Source organism: Embleya sp. NPDC059213, from assembly GCF_042754445.1.
Classification (GTDB): domain Bacteria; phylum Actinomycetota; class Actinomycetes; order Streptomycetales; family Streptomycetaceae; genus Embleya.
Map to the genome: position 1 here is coordinate 1 of NZ_JBHZAV010000182.1, position 18748 is coordinate 18748.

14 protein-coding genes and 2 pseudogenes are annotated in these 18748 nt (G+C 70.1%); 6 read left to right on the plus strand and 10 right to left on the minus strand.

The features are described from left to right. Both ACFXMF_RS38890 and ACFXMF_RS38895 read right to left on the minus strand, forming a co-directional pair. On the minus strand, positions 1–1050 hold a 1050-nt coding region (locus ACFXMF_RS38890; protein ID WP_380021033.1), incomplete at its 3' end, for a transposase. Positions 1051–1192: 142 nt separating this feature from the next. Beyond that, positions 1193–1420 carry a hypothetical protein gene (locus ACFXMF_RS38895; RefSeq protein ID WP_379989118.1) on the minus strand — a complete coding sequence of 76 codons (228 nt, stop codon included), beginning with the start codon at positions 1418–1420 and terminating at the stop codon, positions 1193–1195. An 848-nt stretch (positions 1421–2268) separates the two neighbouring features. On the opposite strand from ACFXMF_RS38895, the gene ACFXMF_RS38900 reads away from it, so the two are divergent. Then, complete coding sequence (locus ACFXMF_RS38900) at positions 2269–3138, plus strand: hypothetical protein (RefSeq protein WP_379989117.1); 870 nt, start codon at positions 2269–2271, stop codon at positions 3136–3138. Between the two features lie 917 nt (positions 3139–4055). Here ACFXMF_RS38900 and ACFXMF_RS38905 read toward each other — a convergent pair. From ACFXMF_RS38905 to ACFXMF_RS38920, 4 genes and pseudogenes are all read right to left on the minus strand, one after another. Beyond that, a pseudogene (locus ACFXMF_RS38905) lies at positions 4056–4220 on the minus strand (IS5/IS1182 family transposase); the annotation flags it as partial. A 143-nt stretch (positions 4221–4363) separates the two neighbouring features. After that, entirely contained in the window at positions 4364–4582 is a 219-nt protein-coding gene (locus ACFXMF_RS38910; RefSeq protein WP_379989116.1) for a hypothetical protein, read from the minus strand. A gap of 284 nt (positions 4583–4866) precedes the next feature. Continuing rightward, positions 4867–5391, minus strand: coding sequence for a hypothetical protein (locus tag ACFXMF_RS38915; RefSeq protein WP_360324615.1), 525 nt, complete (start codon positions 5389–5391; stop codon positions 4867–4869). Between the two features lie 330 nt (positions 5392–5721). After that, on the minus strand, positions 5722–6000 hold the full coding sequence (locus ACFXMF_RS38920) for a hypothetical protein (RefSeq protein WP_379989115.1): 279 nt from the start codon (positions 5998–6000) through the stop codon (positions 5722–5724). Between the two features lie 171 nt (positions 6001–6171). Here ACFXMF_RS38920 and ACFXMF_RS38925 point away from each other — a divergent pair, with 171 nt between their 5' ends. After that, positions 6172–6429 carry a hypothetical protein gene (locus ACFXMF_RS38925; protein WP_379989114.1) on the plus strand — a complete coding sequence of 86 codons (258 nt, stop codon included), beginning with the start codon at positions 6172–6174 and terminating at the stop codon, positions 6427–6429. 1014 nt (positions 6430–7443) lie between these two features. Here the strand turns inward: ACFXMF_RS38925 and ACFXMF_RS38930 are convergent. Beyond that, positions 7444–7773 carry a hypothetical protein gene (locus ACFXMF_RS38930; RefSeq protein WP_379989113.1) on the minus strand — a complete coding sequence of 110 codons (330 nt, stop codon included), beginning with the start codon at positions 7771–7773 and terminating at the stop codon, positions 7444–7446. 1187 nt (positions 7774–8960) lie between these two features. Between ACFXMF_RS38930 and ACFXMF_RS38935 the strand changes: the two genes are divergently transcribed. Then, the gene (locus ACFXMF_RS38935) at positions 8961–9998 is read left to right on the plus strand and encodes an RNA ligase family protein (protein WP_379989112.1); all 1038 of its coding nucleotides are present in this window, start codon (positions 8961–8963) and stop codon (positions 9996–9998) included. Between the two features lie 60 nt (positions 9999–10058). On the opposite strand, the gene ACFXMF_RS38940 is transcribed toward ACFXMF_RS38935, so the two are convergent. Then, positions 10059–10607 carry a GNAT family N-acetyltransferase gene (locus tag ACFXMF_RS38940; protein ID WP_379989111.1) on the minus strand — a complete coding sequence of 183 codons (549 nt, stop codon included), beginning with the start codon at positions 10605–10607 and terminating at the stop codon, positions 10059–10061. A gap of 267 nt (positions 10608–10874) precedes the next feature. Here ACFXMF_RS38940 and ACFXMF_RS38945 point away from each other — a divergent pair. The 3 genes and pseudogenes from ACFXMF_RS38945 (at position 10875) to ACFXMF_RS38955 (ending at position 13426) form a co-directional block, all read left to right on the plus strand. Further along, positions 10875–11716 (plus strand): annotated as a pseudogene (locus tag ACFXMF_RS38945) (IS5 family transposase). 426 nt (positions 11717–12142) lie between these two features. Continuing rightward, positions 12143–12298: a hypothetical protein gene (locus tag ACFXMF_RS38950; RefSeq protein ID WP_380021035.1), complete on the plus strand. Its 156-nt coding sequence runs from the start codon at positions 12143–12145 to the stop codon at positions 12296–12298. Between the two features lie 6 nt (positions 12299–12304). Next, positions 12305–13426: a methyltransferase domain-containing protein gene (locus tag ACFXMF_RS38955; RefSeq protein WP_360313608.1), complete on the plus strand. Its 1122-nt coding sequence runs from the start codon at positions 12305–12307 to the stop codon at positions 13424–13426. Positions 13427–14795: 1369 nt separating this feature from the next. On the opposite strand, the gene ACFXMF_RS38960 is transcribed toward ACFXMF_RS38955, so the two are convergent. Both ACFXMF_RS38960 and ACFXMF_RS38965 read right to left on the minus strand, forming a co-directional pair. Then, a complete protein-coding gene (locus ACFXMF_RS38960) occupies positions 14796–15872 on the minus strand; it encodes a hypothetical protein (RefSeq protein ID WP_379989109.1) in 1077 nt (358 codons plus the stop codon). 1527 nt (positions 15873–17399) lie between these two features. Beyond that, complete coding sequence (locus ACFXMF_RS38965) at positions 17400–17963, minus strand: hypothetical protein (RefSeq protein ID WP_379989108.1); 564 nt, start codon at positions 17961–17963, stop codon at positions 17400–17402. Positions 17964–18748 lie beyond the last annotated feature (785 nt).

Consider the following 18748-nt stretch of genomic DNA (forward strand, 5'->3'; position numbering starts at 1 on the left):
CAGGTTCGACTGCCCACAGCGGTCGACGTCGGCTTCGGTGGCGTCGGTTTTGGACCACCAGAGCCAGACCGGCTTGGGGTCTCCGCCGGTGGGCAGGTGGTCGACTCGGAGCCGGATGATCGTTCCGGAGATCATCGGCAGGTCGCCGTCGAACCCTTCCCATGCGCCGCGTCGGGTCAGCCGCGGGTGGAGGCGGTCCCACGCGGTCGCCGTCGCGGTGCCGTAGCGGGTGGTCGTCGTGGTAGTCGCGGCCTGGGGTTCGCCCCAGGTGTCGGGTTGCCCGAAGACGAACTCGCCGCCGTGCTTGGGCGGTCGGCCACCCTGCGGGTCGTGGGCCCTCGGTGATGTCGGCCGGCGCATGACGCGGTCCGAGCGCATCCGGCCGAGGACCTCGACCGGCAGGTCCGCAAGGAGGAAGGCGATGCGGGGGACGTCGTAGCCGGCGTCGAGCACGACGAGCACGTCCGGGTCCCGAGGTGCGTACTGCCCGGCGGCGACCAGGCGTTCGACCACCGCGCGGACCTGAACGGCGGTGGTGGCCGCGACGTCCTCGCCCGGCCCCAGCCGGACCGCGTCCAGGACCACGGTCCACGAACTGCGGCCCGCCTCCAGTGCCGCAACGATCGAGTACGGCCAGCCGGGCACCATCCGGTGCTTGCCCTCGCCGCGGCCGAACGTGTGGCAGAACGAGCGGTCCGGGCTGGTGTCCGCGTCCGGCCGCAGCCACGGCGAGACGTCGACCGCGAGAATGATCCGCCCGTCCGCGGCTCTGGGCAGAGGCAGCCCGGCCAGGGCGTCCCGCAGTCGGTCGGTGTCGATCCGGCCGCCATTGACCGCGTCGTAGAGCGCTCCGTGACCACGGCGGTGCTCCGGCGCGAGCGAGAGCCCGACCAGCGTCCTCACCGGGCCGTCGGCACACAGCACGGCGTCCGCCAACTCGAACAGCGCATCACTGCGGCGGGTCAGACAGGCATGGAACTCGACCCGGAAGCGGGACAGTTCCGCGAATGCCTCGGCCCGCACCGGCCCACACGGCAGACTCGTCACCACAGTCTTCGCCCCGATCCCTCTGTGCCCCTTGGTCGAGGCACAGGATCCGGCGAAGGCCGCTGACATCACGTGCGATGACCAAAAACCCGGACACACGGGTGCCATGCTGCTATTGGCCGGGCCCTCGGGATTCGGCATCAAGCTAAAGAAGCCGCCAACGGCGACACACGCACGCCATGCCGCCCGCAGGACGCTCCCGGTCACCCGACGCACACTCGACCACGACCCTGCCGTCCTCGGCCCAGAGCCGGTCCCCGGCGCGCAGGAACAACGGCCGCTCCAGCTCGAACACCGAGCACCCGGGCTCGAAGTCCACCCTGTTCAGCAGCAACATCCTCGGGGCCGTCACATGCTCACCGGTCAGAATCACTTGCCCATACTCTCGCACCGGTCGAGTGAGTTTCCCGAGTGCGCCAGCCACATCGACGATCGCGACCTGGGTTAAAAGACAAGCTCACGTTCGGGCCCAGGGTCCGACAGGTGCGCCCACAACGCGTCCGTGACGGTGAAAGACAGACGCCGGGCGGGTTCCGCGCGTCCGGACTCGCACGCGATCGCCGGCCGACGCCACACGGTGCGCGGCACCACCCCGGCCGCGACCGCGGTGATCCGCACATGGACCGTCTCCGAAGGCCCGGCCTCGTCCAGAGCGAGAAGACAGGACATCACCCACCGGCACGTCAGGGCCCGGTCGCAAGACGGGGACGCGGCCGACGATGCTTGTGCCGCGGCGGCAGCGGACGACGACGGCGTGCGGGACGTGCCCGGCCCCGAAGACACCGGCAGCGAAGACGACGCGGCTTCGAGGCCGAAGCGCGGCCGAGGTCTGCGTTTGACGGAGTGGCCGGGAAGTGGCGCGACGCGGCTGTTCGCCGGTCGAGTCGCGTTGTTCCGGTGCCGAACGACGCGTAGTGGCAGAGGGGTTGTGTGCCGCGTCCCGCCCACGGGCGGTTGCCGAAGAGCGTCCCTGTGTGCCGGCTCGGGTTTCGGGTCGCGGTGGAGACTTCATGAGGATTTTTTCCCACGCGACGCAACCACCCCACTCGTGTGACGTCTTGAGGTTTGAGAGCGGCAAGTGCGGAATCATCCGGGCTTCGAACTCTCCGATCATCACGTTTCGCTTGGTTTCCCTTTGGACGCCGGCCCCGCGAATTCGCGGCGGCAGGTCCTGTTTCGATTTTTCACACTCACCCCCTTGGCTCGTTTTGGGAGACCGTCATGAACTTGTCATCTTTCACCCGTTCTACACAAAAGGTCACTGTCGGCGCGTCGGTTGCGCTGTTGCTCGCGCTTGCCGTGCCGATGCTTCCGGGCGTGTCCCCGGCACGGGCTGCCGTGCCGGTCACCACCACGACTGCGCCGCCGGTGGTGGTCCAGGAGCCGTGGATGAAGGACATCTCGCTGAGCCTCACGATGGTGGGCACCGTCAAGCGCGGGTCCACGGCGAAGGCCACCCTGACGATCGTCAACAATTCCAAGACGTTCACCGGCGGCATCCCGGTTCGGCTCGCCATCAGCATGTTCGACGCCAAGCTGAACCGGTCTGTCGGTAAGTACCTCACCCTGTCGGCCGCGCGTGCGGCCGGTGGGGTGCGCCTTGACATCCCGCTTCATCCCGGGACCGACCCGTCCGCGCGCGGCGAGATACCGGTGCCCAACCCCGGCACCAACGGCGGTCGGATCGTCTACCACCTCTCGCTCAAGGTGTCGGAGTCACTGCCCGCCGACCTGATCAAGGGTTCGATGTCGGTCTGGTTGGGCCGTGGCGAGGGTCCGACGGCGGGCGCCGACTTCGTCATCGCGCCGGTATCGGGGGGAACGTCGAAGCCGACCACCAAGCCCACCGCAAAGCCCACGACGACCGGCAAGCCGACCACGACCACCAAGCCCTCCGCCACGAGCAGTACTCCCCCGACGGCCCCCGCCTCGGCCACGCCTTCGGCCGTGTCGACCAATCCTCCTGTGGACGCCCGACTCGCGCGCACCGGAGCCGCCTCGTCCGTGCCGATGACCCTCGCCGGCGGTGCGCTCGTCGTGTTCGGCGGTGTCGCCGTGGTGGGCAGCAGGCTGCGTCGGCGGGCAACCTGACGGCCACCCCGGTGTCCGACACACAACCGATCGCGCCGCCGCCAGCCGATCCGGCCCGGCCGAGCGACGCGACACGCGAAGACCGAAGCCGCGGAGTCGAGGTCACATCCACCGTCGGCCTGCCGGAAACGAGCCTGCGCGAAGTCGTCATCGCGGGCGCGCGATGGAACCAGCGGATCGACGAGCCGCAGCACACGTCGACAGCGCGTCCGAGCCCGGCGCCGGGCAGGTACGGTCGAGTCGTGCACGACTCGGCTCCCGCTCCCGGCGCCGGACCGCGATGGAACCCGATCGATCCTTGGTCGCGACAGGAAGTACAGAAGTTCACCCGCATTGCACTGTCCCCGCCCAACGGGCCTACACGAGGCCGTAGTTCGTCTTCGAGGCGACCGCCGACACCGAGATCCGGCAGCTCCTGGAACGCTTCCTGCAAGCCAAAGGGCCTGCCCGAGGAGTCGACGACAACGCCGCGGGTCCCGAGCCCGAAGGCGGACGGGGAGGACGCGTACTCGCTGTACCTGGACACCGCACAGGACAGAGCCTGTCCGGGGCGGCAACCGATCTCCCACTTTCCAGACGAACGAGTCCGACGCGATCAGGAGCTGTCCGGCCGATCATGCTGCTCGTTGGGGGTTTGGCGTGTCGAAGACCAGCGTGATCAACGAGACCGAAAGCGTGCTCTGCCGTGGGTGGAGCCCTGGGGCACTGATCACCGGATGCGCCCCGGCGAGGAGTTCACTGTCGTGACGGAAGTGGAGCCCGAGGAGTCGCCGTTCAACGTGGTCGTCCATGCTCAGGGCATCGCGGTGCGGGTGAACTCGGCCAACGACGCCACGGTCGTCGACAAGAACGGCAGCGTGGTGCATGCGGGCACCAGCGCCCTGCGGATCCGGGATGGTGATCGGCCTCAGTGTCCGTCAGGACCTCGGCCAGATCACGAACGAGGCCGCAGTGACGGTGCCGAGGAAGACGTAGCCGCGCTTGTCGTAGCGAGTCGCGACGGCTCGTGAGTTCTTCAGCTTGTTGATGGCCCGTTCGACGGTGTTGCGCTTCTTGTACCGCTCCTCGTTGAACCCCGGTGGCGTGCGCGGGGCCGTGTTCACGGACGTGGATCAGGCAGCCGCGGCACACGCGGTCCGGGCGGGACCACGGGAGGTCGGGGCGCTCGCACCGCGACACCCCGACCGGATACCACCCGGGGTCGCTTCGCCACTGCTCACAGCCCCTACACAGGGGCGGGCCGGGTGATGCCCCAGCAGCCGCAGTCCGCGCACCCGTTCGGCGGCCGGATCCGGAGTTCGCCCGGCCCGCGCCGATGCCCCGGCGCGCGCACGCGCAACAGGCCGGCCCTCGCGAGCGCCTGGGGGGCGCCGCCGGTGGAGGTGCCGTGGATCTGGTCCAGACACTCCTCCGCCACGAGCGTGTCGCCGTCGGCGTCGCGCATGGACAGCGCCAACCGCAGTGCCTCGTGGGCGACACGCCGCCGGCAGTGTCCGTAGCCGTGTTCCGCCGCGATCGGCCGACGTGCGCGAGGAGCTCGCCGGTGTGCGGCCGCGTGCGGGCGGCAACACGGCGCCTCTCGTGCTGCGGTTTTGCTCGGCGACGAGTTCAGGGATCACCTCGGCTGACAGGCCTGTCATCCGCCGACCGTTGACGACCGCTGCACGCGTCGGTTCCCCACCGCGCGATCATGGTGCGACGCTGCACCACCGACCATGCACAAGCTCGTCAGCCGACCTGTTCCACCGTCCAGTAGTGGGAGGTGACGGGAACCCGCCGCACCACGAGACGGCCCGTGACGCCGGGGTCGTCGATCAGACTTCCCCAGGACGCGGAGTGGTCGCCGGGCGTGTGCTCGATGTCCGCATACACAGGGCTTCCCGGGCCGTCAGAGCCGATGGAGACGGTCCACGCCGCGTAAATGTCATCGCAGTTGTCGCTGACGACCACATGGTAGGAGTCTGTAACGCGCAGGCATGCGCGCCGAGCGGATCCTTGGGTGGAGATCTCCATCGTCCCGTTGGGGCGCCGGCGGACCTGCCAGTTCGCCGAGGTGGACGCGGTGTCCGTGCAGGCGCCGAGGGAGACATTACCGACGCTGCCGCCGGTCTTGGGCCAGACCAGACACTTTCCGTCGCTGAGTGCCGGGAACCGATGGACGCCGTCCATCAGCGGGGCGGCTTGGGCGGGTTGGACGAGAGCGGCAACCACGGTCAGGGCAGCGGCTGCCACCGCGACACTACGAAATCGCATGCCTGGGAACTCCTCGGACAACGTGGGCGAGCCGGTTGTGCGGCGGAGCCGCGGCGGACTTGCCTGCCGCCCGGTTGGCGGCGGGATCGATTCTCGAACACCGGCTCGTCGCAGAGCAGTCCGAGAGGCGTTCGCTCACTCGTCCGGCCGAGCGCCGTCCCCCCACAGTGTGAACGGCACAGCCGCTGTCGCCGGAGCCGCAGCGAATAGGCCCTCCCACGAGCACGCCGGCGACCGGACCGCGGCCGCATCGAGATGCGAGGTGGTTCGACGACCGGAGGTGGAGAATACGCAAATGTGAGGCAGGCCGGTCGTGTGTTCCGAGGAGGGCTACGGCCGGGTTTGGAGGAACGGGCGGGGGCCGGCCTCGGTGAGGATGCCACGTTTCACCAGCCGCTTGGGCTTCGAGCGCATGCCCTCGATGTGCTTCGGTTGGACGCCGCGGTCCGGGGCCTCGCACACGTCGCGGGCGCGCAATGGCCCGCCGCGGGCGGCGAAGACGGTGAGGATGTGCTGGTAGGCCGGGTTGTCGGGCGCTGCGGGCCGGGTGACGGGCTCCTCGTCGAGCCCGTCCGCCGGCGCGATGACGGTCTTGCGGGTGATCTGCAACTGCTCCAGTTCCGCTCCGTCTCGCGCAGGTGCGCGGAAAGGTCGTCGATCCGCGCACGAAGTACCCCGCCCAGAGGGCCGCGGCCTGTTCGCACGCCGCGATGCTGCCGAGCAGCGGCCGCAGTGTCATGCCGCACGGCCTCCGGCTCTGGGGGCCGGGGGTGTGACGCGGTGTCGGCGCTGGACGTGTCGTTCGGCGTGGTCCAGTGGACTCGCCGGCACAGCCTGCCGGACGTGGATGCGGATTCGGACATGGGACTGCCGGCGCCGGTATCGGTAGCGCTTGTCGACCACGTCGCCGTGCCGCGTGACGGCGACGGCCGGCGTGGTCTGTCGGTGCCAGACGGCACGGCGATGCTGCGGGTCGGCACGGGACGCGGTTGCGAGGCCGCCCACGTGGCGGCTGAGGCGGGAACTGTCGTGCTGTGACGGACTGCTCGCGCGAGGCTACGCGGACGCTTGTCGTGACGCGGCCGACGGGCGCGTCCGTGCCTCCGCGGAACTTCCGGTGGTCGACGGACAGGCGGACTTCGCGGTCTTGTCGGTCGATCCGGTGGTGTTGTGGGTCGACGAGTGGGCCGAGCGCGGCACCCGCGCCGTACTCGTCCTGGACGGCGAGGGACGCGTCCGGACGACAATCCCCACGGCTGCGGCAGACCACGATCTGCTGGTCGGCGCGTTCAACGCGTACCATCGTCCCTTGTTCGCCGCCCGGCCCGTCCCGGCCGCCGTGGTCGTCGACGGCCTGCTTGTCGCCCGCCCCTGTCAAACCGGGGACCGCCGGGTCACGTCGAACAAGGGTGAATTGAACGTCCACTACGACGGGCGCCTGGCCGCGTACTCGCCGGCCGACGGGTCGCGGGTGTGGACGTCCGGGCTCGACGACAACGTCCACGGCGGTCTCCGGACACCGACGCGGATGACGACGCTTGCGCGGCAGCGGCGGACGGCGGGGCTCGTCCGGGAGCGAAGACACAGGCAGTGGAGACGGCTTCGCGCTCGTACCCGCGAGCACATCCCGCGGCCGGGCCGACCGACACAGGAATGTGCATCCCCACGACAGCCGGACCACGCTTGTGCCGGCGCTCTCGGGCAGATCACGGCAGCAGTTTGGTCCCCCGTGACAGCCGTGAATCCCGCGATCAGCCGGACAAAGCCCAGCTCGACAAGAGGAAACCACAACCCGACTGCTGACACCACAGGACACGGGCGGGATCGGGATCCCTCCGGGAGCCGGGCGATGGCCTCCGGTGCCGGGGCGGGACCGGAGGCCGGCAACCGTCTCCACACGGATGTGGATGCCACGCCGACGCGACCAATCGGCGTGCGCGAAGAGCGTGTTGTGGGCATCCGTCTCGTCGCCGACGTCGTGTCGGGCGGGGCGATCGGGGTGCGCCGCCCCACGGGCGCTTTCGGCCCGCAGGGCGATGCTTCGGTGTTCGGTCAGCCGTGGACGACCGGCCGCAGCGGGTGGTCGGCGTCGATCGGCGTGGTGGGTACGAGGATCCCGCCGGGCGGGAGGGCGATCGGCCCGTTGGGCACGACCACGTTCGGATGCACCGAGTTCAGACAGATCTTCAGCTGGGTGAGGGCGAAGGGAACGCCACCCACCTGGGAGTTGACGTTGTACCACCACAGACACGTGCTCTGGCTCTGCTGAGCCTGGTCCGGCGCGTTGTCGGCGGCGTTCGCCTGCGTTGCGGTGGCGACCAGGAGCAGCGGAACCGTTGCCGCGGCGGCTGCCACAGAGATGGCCAATCGTCGTAATGCCATGAGGAAGTTGTTCCTTGTCCGTGGTTGGTTGAATGCCGGTTCGGCGGCGGCCGCGAGTTCGCCGGCGCGCCCTCCGGCATCCTCGCGGCAGGGGTCGGTACAGCGAAATCCCAGAATGTTGGGAGTTTTCGGCAGGCGCTCGCCGAGCCGAGCCCGGCAGTGCCATCCGTGGTGACCACCGCTCGGGCAACGCTCGTGCGATCCGGTCGGGTGGGGTATCGCGGGCCGTGCGCCTGTTCGTGGAGGTGGTGTTGTGCCGAGTCCGCGAGCTGTTGGTGGTGGCGGTGGTGGTTGACGTACAGGGCGTCGAGGAGGGCACCCGGGCCGTGGACGGCGGTCCACGTGCCCGTGGCGGTGTCGAGGGTGGCGTCGAAGAGCACGGGTGTGGGGAAGTCCACTCCGGGGTCGAGACGGACCACCGGGACACCTCGCCTGTTCAGGCAGGTCACGACGTCGTCGGCGGTGGTGTCGTCGCCTGCGGTCGGCACCGGGACCGGCGCGCCCCTCGCAGCAGTCGCGTCGGTTCGCGCGGGGCCGGAACAGTATCGCGGGTGCGCCGTCGAAGGTGTGCATCCCGGCGGCGTCCACCCCGTCGCGGCGCCGGATCCGGCCCGAGCGGGCACGCCCGCGGTGGACGTAGCGGCAAGAGGTATCCAGATCCTGCTCGGTGAACGTGATGGCGTCCGACTTCTCGTGGCCGAAGACTGCTCCTCTTCCTCCGTATTGGTGGTGAGTTCGTCCCCGCCGAGGTAGAGCGTGGTCTTGCCGGCCTGGCGGCGGACGATGCGGGTGCCGTCGGCGTCGCAGAGGTACTCGCTCGGGCTGCCGGCGGAGGCAACCGAGGTGAGCTCGTCCTCTTCGTTCCAGTTGGTCGTGTTCGCCGGGTCGTGGGCGGGTGGTGTCGTCTACCGATCACGTGGGGTGGATGTCACTCTGGAGCGGTCGTGCGGTTGCGAGGGAGAGAGTCGTGCGGCGCCATGGCCGATTCCCTGGCCGCGTTGTCCCGCAAGACGCGCCCGGGTCGCCGGCGGCGTTCTCGGCGGAGATGCGGTGCAGAGCGACGGTCGATCGGCCACGTGCGCGACGCCATCGGTGGGATCGTCGCACGCACCCGGTATTGCTCGCCGCACCGCCGCCGCCCGGAAAACCCGTTGTCCGCGATCGGGCGTACGTAAGAGGATTTCGACATGCCCGAGGCCGCGTCCCACGGTTCCGTTTGGAATCCTTACCCCAAGATCTCCGCGAAGGCACAGCTCGGGATGACCGGGGGTCGGGAGTGGCTCGCCCAGGAGAAAGTGCACGGGGCGCACTTCGCGGTGGTGTGCGACGGCCTTGGCATCCGGCCCGCGAAGCGGCGCGAACTGCTGTCCGACGACCTGCTCGACGACTTCTTCGGCGTCAGCAGGATCTGGCCGGGGTTGTCCGTGGCCGCCGCACGATTCGCCACCGCGCTGCGCAGTGGGTCGGGCGATACGGCCGTGGTGACCATCTACGGTGAACTGGCCGGCGGACACTACCCGCACCCTGATGTTCCCGCGGATTCCGCGGTCGAACCGGTGCAGACCGGCGTCTGGTACACACCGAACCTGACCTGGTTGCTGTTCGACACGACGGTCGAGACCGAGAACGGGCGTTGCTGGATCTCCGACCGTGCTCTGCGCGCTGCCGCGGCCGGTGCCGGGCTGCACTGCGTACCGACTCTCGCGCACGGATCGCTCAACTCGCTTCAGCAGTTGCCGCGCGCGTATCCGAGCCTGGTTCCGGGCCTGTTCGGGCTGCCCGCACTCGTGGGCAACCTCGCCGAGGGGTACGTACTCAAGCCCGCCGGGGACTGGTGGGAGCGCAGCGACGCCGGGACGAAGGCCCCCTGTGCCCGCCCGGTGGCCAAGGTCAAGCAGGACGGTTTCGCCGAGGACGAGCGCTTCGCCGGTTCCCGCCCGTACCTCGCGCCACCCGAGGGCGCGGCCGGCGTGCCCGGGTGGCTCCTGGTCCAGGCGGCGGCTCTGCTCACTCCCACCCGCGCGGCTTCGGCGGTGAGCAAGCTCGGGCCACGTGCCCCCGCCGACGCAGTGGTGGAGGAGATCACCTGCGACGCGGCACAGGAGATCGCCGACGCGTTGGGTGGCCTGCCCGACGCGGACCTTCGCGCCCTGGCCCGCGCGCTCGAGCCGGGAGCACGCGCCCTCACCCGCTTCGACGCCGACGAACGCCGGGTCGCCCGCTGAGACTGTGATCGTTTCGACTGCCACAGGCGTGACCATCGACGGACGTCGGGTGCCTATAGCTCAACCGGACGGCGTGACCGAGGACCACACGCCGAACCATTGCTCGGCGCCGTACTCCTCGAACCGCTTCACCTCGGTGAACCCCAGCTTCGCCGCGAGGCGCATCGCGCGGTCGTTGGCGGTCTGGACGGTGAGCACCACCGGCTCGCTGGGAAGCGCAACGGCGAACCAGTCGAGTGCCGCCGCGCACGCCTCGGCGGCGTACCCGCATCCCCACGCCTCCGGCAGGAACAGGTAACCGAGCTCGGCCTCCCCGCCATCCGGACGGACGCGAACCTGACGCTCTGCGTCGCGCCGATCGAGCGTGATCATGCCGATCATCGCCCCGTCGAGATCGATCACGAAGAGGCCAGGGCGCCGGCCGGGCACCTCAGGCACTGCGCGTTCGAGCTCATCACGTGGTCGAGGGCCACCGATGTAGGTGCCCACCTCCGGCGACGCGAACAGTTCGATGAACACCGCACGGTCTCGGGCCTCGGACTCGCGGAGCACGAGCCGTTCGGTCCTTATCGGGGCAGGTGGCCAGGCGCCGGGTCCGAGGTCAGTCATGGCGGGCAACCTATCGCACGCCCGTGTGAGTGATCCGAAAGAGACGGCCCAAAAGAGCGTTTTGCCACAAAGGAAGCCGTGTTGCGGCTTTCGAAGTGCTGGAGTGGTCCACGTGATTGGGTCGGTGCACGTCTTGTGTGACGGGCGCGGCTTGAGGTGATCCACGCCTGCCCGTTTCGCCACGTTCACTCCTGTCTGATCCCGGGACGCGCCCGTCCGCCCCCATTCACGCCTTGGATGAACGGGAAGCCCGGCGCCATCAACGACATGACCGGACATCGGCGCTATCCCAGTGATCCGTCCGACGCCCGTTGGAAGTTGCTCGAACCCACCTTGACGGCCTGGCGAGCCGAACGCCGGGGCAACGGAATGGAATTCGGACGCCCACCCGAACACGAGTTGCGTCGCATCATGGAAGCGATCCTGTACGTCGACCGCACCGGGATCCCCTGGCGCTACCTTCCCCACGACTTCCCACCATGGGAAACCACCTACGGCTACTTCGCCCACCGGCAGAAGGACGGCGTCTTCGAGAAGCTCAACGGAGTCCTGCGGCGCCTGGTCCGCGAACGGGAGGGTCGCGACGCGGAGCCCAGCGCGTGCGTGTCGGACGCGCAGAGCGTCAAGACCTCCGCCAACGTCCCCATCGCAGGTCAGGGCATCGACGCGGGCAAGAGAATCGTGGGACGGAAACGCCACGTCGGCGTCGACACCGTCGGCCTTTTGCTCGCCGCGTGGGTCACCGCGGCGAGCGTCTCCGACAACGCCGGCGGCATCCACCTGCTCTCGGCGATCGCCGCCGCCCATCCCCGCGTCACCAAGGCCTGGGCCGACGCCGACTACCGAACCAAGGCAATCGAGCACGCCGCGGCCCCGGGCATCGACGTCGCGGTGGTCCAACGCGACCCCACCGTCAAGGGATTCAAGGTCCTCCCCAGACGTTGGATCGTAGAGCGGGCCCTTGGATGGCTCATGCACACCACCGCCGCCTCGCCCGCGACTACGAAACCCACCCACACCGCTCCGAAGCCATGATCCACCTCGCCATGATCGACCTCATGAGCAGACGACTCACCCACGAAAACACCCCGAACTGGCGCTACACCTGAAGCTGGAACCAAACACGTTTCACAAGACGAAACGCTCTTTTACTCCCCCGAACCCCACGATGCCGGCGCCATGTGGGCCGATCTTTGCACGAAGGATTCATCGTTCGACACCCGTCGAGCGAACCCGACGACAAACCACTACGTCGTGCGGCATGGGAGGGGCATCCGACCGTGCCGCACAAGCACGTCGAGACCGTTGACGTCAATGGGGAGGTGCACGCGGTGAAGCTGGTGTCGCGCTCGCCAATGCCCGCCAACGACGGGCCACATGCGCGGCGGAACGGCTGGAGGGCCTGACCGGGCTTGGGATGCGTCGGGGACAGCCGGGCATCGGTGGCGAGGGTCCGTTGCCGCACCGGGTGGGCTTGCCGGTGGTGTGGGTCGCGGTGCGGTGTGTCTTCCACGTCGATGTGGTGTTGCGTCATCATGGGGTCTCTCCGGGTGACCGAGGAGGAGGCGTTCATGGGACAACACGAGAAGCCGCCGCCGGATCCGTCGAAGGGCACTCCGCCGCCGAACAACTCCGACGGGCAGGTGCCCGCTCCCCCGCCGTCGAACGGCCAACACAAGAAGGACAAGTAGCCCGCCGTGGATCCTGTCGAGGCGCGGTCGCGGTTGGCGGCCGAGATGGAACGGCGTGGGGACTGGCCCGAGCGCGCGCCGTGGATCCGCGCCGCCGTGGAGGCCACGCCCCGGGACGAGTTCGCGCCGGACCGGCTGTGGCGCTGGGACGGCGAGGGTTATGTGCCGGTCGATCGGGTGGTCGACGAGGGTGCGTGGGTGTCGCTGGTGTACGCCGGGCCCGACGACGCGGCGGTGACGCAGGTCGTCGACGCGGTGCCCACGTCGAGCCTGTCCTGCCAGGCGGTGGTGGTGGACATGCTCGACTCCCTGCTCCTGGAACCCGGGCACCGGGTCCTGGAGTTGGGCACGGGGACGGGCTGGAACGCGGCGCTGGCCGCGCGACGCGCCGGGCCCGGCAACGTCGTCAGCGTCGAGGTCGATTCCGACCTGGCCGAGGGCGCCCGCAAGGCGCTCGCCGCCGCCGGGCTGGACGTGTGCGTCGAGGTCGGGGACGGCGCGGCCGGTCGCCCGTCGGAGCGGCCGTGGGATCGGGTGGTCTCGACCTACGCGGTGGAACGGGTGCCGTGGGCGTGGATCGCCCAGGCCCGCCCCGGAGGTCGCGTGGTCACGCCGTGGGGGTGGCTGGGGCATGTCGCGTTGACCGTCGCCGACGACGGGCTGTCCGCCTCCGGCTGGGTCCAGGGACTCGCCACGTTCATGCCCGCCCGCGGCACCCCGGCCGAGCGCCGATTCGCCGACATACGCGGCGACACGGCGGCCGGGGAGGAACGCGGCGTCGTCCGCGATCTCGCGCCGTTGTGCGACGACGCGCACCTGCTGTTCGCGTTGCGCGTCGCGCTGCCCCAGTTGCGGGTGCGCGCCGCGCGCGACGCCGACGGCGTGAACGCGTGGATCCACGACGGCGACACCTCCTGGGCCGTGTACTCCGCATCGGCCGGCGGCACAACCACGCTGCACCAGGGCGGCGTGCGCCGGCTGGGAGACGAGCTGGAAACGGCCTGGGACCGGTGGATCGCGCAGGGCGGCCCGGGGCTGTACGACCACGGCATGACCGTCACCCCCGACACCCAGTACGTGTGGGCCCACCACCCCGACACCGGGCCCCGGTGGCCCACGAACACGTAACCGCACACGGGCGCGCGGCCGTGGCCGCACACCGACGCGCCGCCGCGGACACGGGCACGCAGCGTGTGTCAGGAGGCGGGCCGTCGTGCGCCGGTACTCGTCGGGAAGTCCGATGCGAGGCGCGGGACATCCGCCACACCCCGCCCGACGGCTCCCCGGGGGCCGTTTGTTCGTCCCGTTCGGGTGGACCGCGCGCATCGGGGACCCGATCGGTGCGATGGTGTGCGGGTGCCCCGCGCGGGGTCCACACACTCGCCTCGCGGCGTTGTCGTGCGGGCTGTGCCCCGCGCGGGGCCAACAGCAACGATCCCGACCGCGGCAATGCGCGGTCGGAACCGTTCTCGCACACCCGGACCCCGACTCCCGAACCGACCGGCCGAGACCCGGGTCGGCACCGACACCGGAAGCCACCCGCCTACGTCCGCGTCGGGCCCGGACGGGAGGAGAAGCCGAGCCCGAAGGTCGTAAGGAAAACCGGGCAGGAAAATCAGCCCGGGAACCCCGAAGCCCACGGGCCGACAACCCTCCACCCGGCACAGCGGCCGGCGGGCCCATACAAAGACCCGACACGAGCAACTCCCGGACCACGCCACAGGCACCGGGCCGAGGCACGAGGTGTGGTGTGCCCTCGGACGACCTGACCGCGACCGAGCACGCCTGCAACTCGTCGACAACCGGGCCGGCCCCGGCACACGCCGCCGCACCGTCCAATGAAACGCTCATCGAATAGGTCACGCTGCCCATCGGAAGCCTTGTTCGGCAACGGGTTCTGACCGAGTCACCTCTCGAGCTCATTTCAGGGAACCGCGACGGAGACCTCCGCGACGTCCTCCCAAACGGACTCCAGCGGCGGCTCCCGGTCGAGGACCTCGGTGGCCGGCGGCACCTCACCGGTTTATGTCCCGGTGGTGATCCGGACCTCCTCCCCACGTGCCGAGAGCAGCCCCGTCGTCAAGGACCGCGTCCAGTCCCCCCGAGGCCGTTCCACGCCGGGCACGAGGTAGAAGCTCCCGTACTCCGTGAAAACGGTGCCCCGTGTCCCGTCGGCCATACCGCCTCGCTTCCCCGGGAGCCCGCACCCGACGTCGAACCCATCCCCCGCGAGGATACGTTCGTTGCCGTGCAAGGCCCCGAGGGCAGCGCCGGCGGTGGTGTGCCGGCGGCGAAGTGACCCGGTCGGCCCGGGAGTACGGGAGGGCTCGGCGCGAGGAACTCGACCGCCGACCGGCACGCACGGCGGGCAAGCCGCCGGCCGACACTCGAGGTCACCGCCCGAACCCTTGGCCCCGGACGCGGGATCTCAACGGTGACGGGCGCGCTGTCGGCGTCCGTGACGCAACGGCGACCGCGGCCGACTCGACCCGACCGCTCAGGCCTCGGGGCCGCGGGCAGCGACGCGAGGGACGTCGGGAGCGAGCAGACGTTCCACGCAATGCGGCAACCCGGTGTCGTCGGAGGCGATCACGTGCATCCACGGAATGGGCGCCATCACGCGGGCGAGTTCGTCGGTCACCATCGTCTCGAGCACCGCCCGCAGTTCGTCGGGTATCGGGTCGTCCGCCAGGCACAGCCATCCCAGGGCCGCGCCCACCCGCACCTCCGCCGGCCGCCCCGGGTCCGACCAGCACGTCCACAGCCATGCGACGACCCCCTCGTCCGGGTGTTCCCGGGCCGGTTGGGCGATCGCCAGGACCAGACACGCCCGCACCCGCGCAACCTCCTCCACGCGCAGGCGTTCGTGCAACGCCGCGAGAATCCCGCCGACTTCGCCGGAGGCCGCGGCGAGGACATAGGCCGCCAGGCAGCGCACCTCGGGGTCGGGGTCTTCGAGCAACGCCGTCACGATCCCCGCGTCCGCGGTGATCGCATCGCGCGCCGCGGCGATCGACCAGTTCTGCGGGTAGCCGCAGGCGGCGAACGCCCACTCGTCGTCCGCGTAACCGACCAAGAGCAGGTCCCCGCGCCCGAACCCGTGGTTGCGCACACGGCGGGCCACCCCACCGACCAGCCACAACACCTCCGACCGGTGATGCGTCGAGGAATCGGCGGCGATCCGCAGCAGGAACGGCACCGCCAACGCCCCCGGCGCGGACGGCTGCCCCGCATGGCACACGCAACCCCACAGACCGCGGATCACCGAAAGCACGGTCGGGGCGTCCGCCGACCGAAACCGCCTCAACTCCTCGGCGATTTCCTCACCCGGCCCGAACACGTGCGGAAATTGCGACCACGGCACACGATCGAACTCGAAACCGTCCCACACCTCGACCGGCATCCGAGCCATCACCACACGCACGTCCCGCTCGGTCCCCCGCCACTCCTGCGACCAGGCCTCCGGCAACGGCCCACCGATCGAGGCCTCCCGCGAAGACTCACCGGCCCAGGCATCCCGCAACACATCGGTCCATGCCTCGTGCAACGCCCCGACGTCGACATCGTCGTTCATCCACACCCATCCCCAGGGCTCGTCCCGATCACCGCCACACCCCACCCGCCCGACGTTCCGGCACCGATCGCCGGCCCGACGACGCCGGACACCGCGGTGAACATGCGATTGCATACGCAAGGGGACGTCTTCGGAATCGTCGTGCCACGTGACGCGGAGGGCGAGTTCGCGTGGCCTCGACGCGGTGGACCGCCCGCTCAGCGTATCCCGGCGCCCCGACACCACCACGAGACACGAAGGCTCCTCGGAACGACCCTTCGTAGGTCTCGGGCGTGCTCGACGGGGCTGTCGATCATGGGGCTCGGGCTTGGGCTCGGGCTCGTCGACGAGCTCTCAAAACGGCGGGTCGTCGTCGTATCCACCCGTCCGGTCACCTGCCCAAAAGCGGCACGTTCGGCCGCGCCTCGGGCGTAGCGTTCGCGGGCCGCGTCGTCGTCCGCGGTCTCCAGGTCGCCGGTGTCGTGACCCCTTGCCCGCAGCGCGGCCAAGGCGCAGTCCCGGTTGTGGCGATCGGTGCTCGTGGCCAGGAGACGGCGGGCGTGATCGGCCAGTTCGCTGCGATGCCCGCCCAGGAGAGGGTGTTCGGCGAGGGGACGACGGCGGCGAGAGCCGCGTCGCGTACGTCCGTGTTCTCGTGGCCGAGGAAGGGTCGGACGGCGGCGAGGAACACGGGCCGCAGGTCCCGAAAAGCCCGCATCTCCTCTCGTGGAGGAAGCGCCCACCGTGCGTGCGTTCGCCGATGGCGACGCACTCGTCGTCCGCGTCGCGGGCGGTGTCGCCGAGCCATTCCAGCAGCCTCACCAGCGTCGGGCGGGGCGAGGGGGCGGCGGCGTCGGGGGTCGAAGTCGCCTGCGGTGAGTTGGGGTTGGTCGAGGATCGCCGCGACGTAGCGGGCCACGGGCACGGTGGCCTCGTGGATGGTGTTCTGGTGGGTCACCTCCCCGAGCGCGTCGGTCGCGGCGTCCGCCCGGACGGCCGGGTCGGCATCGAGGAGGCGTGCCAATGCCTCCGGCAGGAGCTCCCCCGTCCCACGCCCGGTGGTCAGGCACGCCCAGTCCCTGCCGTCCGGGATCCGGCGGTGGTGGGGTGGCCGTCGAGGGCGGGTCTTCCCGTCGGCCCGCCGTTCTCGCTCACACCCGGAGATTACGACGTCGCCGGAATCGAGTTGCCCGGGGGCGCCGCGGCGGGCGTGTTCGACGGCGGGTGGGCGCACCCACCAGGCGTTGGAGGGGATGCCGTTCCTCAGCCGCGAACGCCCGGAAGCCGCGCCGGGCACGCGAGGACCGTGCTCTCCACCAGGGCCAGGAAGTACGACAGTCGTCCGATTCGGTGACGGGGTGCAACCCGCGGGCAAGTAGAACTCGTTGCCCTCCACGGGGGTGCTGTCGGACGGACTGCCCCTGCTCCGCGAGCACATGAAAGTGGACGTTCGACGACGGCTGTCGGAAGGCTGGGCGATGGTTTCCCGTGCAGGGGCCGGCGAGTCACGTTCCGCCTTCGACAACCGACGTCGTGGGTCACACCACGTCAGGCCGTGGGCCGGTCGTTGACGCGGTACTCCTCGGAGGGCATCGAGTCCCATTCGGTGTTCGCGCCGTCGCGCGTCACCATGAACAACGGACGCGAGCGGAGGATCTCCCCGACCGGTTGCCCGCGCATCACGACCCCGGCGTCATCCGGTCCCGGGTAGCCCTCGGGCGTGTAGCGAAAGCGCATGTCCGTTGCCTCGGCATACGCGAAGGCGTCGCTGTCGAGCTCCGACATGTCCCTCCCGACCAGCGGGAGCCCGCCGTAGGCGACCTGGGGACCGTGCACGGCGTCGGCAGCGACGCAGAACAGCCCCGCGACCCGACTCACATAGGCGGTGATGGCGGGCGGTGGAGGAGCCGTCCCACGGCGGTGGACTTCGACCTTCCACGTCGGCGAGAAGATCGTGTGGTGCCGTGCGCAATCGCCGACCTTCGTCGGGCCGAGTATCCCGGCCGCCGCGACCACTTCGTCGACGGTCATACCGAACCGGAGCGGTCCGACGCCGACACCCGGCGAATAGGCCCACTCGTCCCGTTCGGCGACTCCGATCCGCAACGCCATGGTCGCTCCTTTGGTGACACCCGAGACTTGCCGCCGCCCATCATGTCGATCGCGCCGACCGGCATCCACCGGGACGTGGAGGCCCGCTGTACCCGGGCCGTTCACGAGTCGGGCTCGACCTGCGGAGAGGTATCGAACGCGCGCACCATTTCCCGTGGTGGCGGTGATCATTTCCCGCCGTTGGTCCGATGTCCCGTTGATTCCGTGCGGCTACGGCTGCGGTGCCGGCGAATGAGGTGTTCCTCGTGTGCGGGGCCACGGCGAAGTCGCGTCCGCAGGGAGGGCATTGGGCGTATCCGAAGAGGTACGGGAAGCCTCGCGCGAGTGGGGTACGCCGGTCGCGGACGGCGATCTCCAGGAGGAGTCCGCCCGGTTGGGGCAGTTGCTCCGGTGGGGTCGGTGTCAGCGGGTGTCTGTCGATGTCCCCGAGGTCCCGGTCCCGGATCGCGGAGTGGTTGCCGTGGTCGCCGATCGCGACGATCACGTCGGCCGCGCAGGCGGGGCAGGTGGTGTCGAAGAAGGCGTGGGTGAGGTCGTCGGTGATCGCGAGGCCCCAGAGGGGGTGCCCGGCCGCGCTGACCGGTTCCCGCGAAGCTCGCGGCCACTACGACCGCCGCCGAAGTATCGGGGACCGGCACACGGCCGCCTTGCGCAACCTCTTCAACCGGCTCCTCGGCCGGCTCCACCACTGCCTCGTGACACGCCAGCACTACAACGAGAACACCGCCTTTCCCACCCCACTGCCGGTCTCGGCTTGACGCCATGGACCGATCGGATGCCTCGAT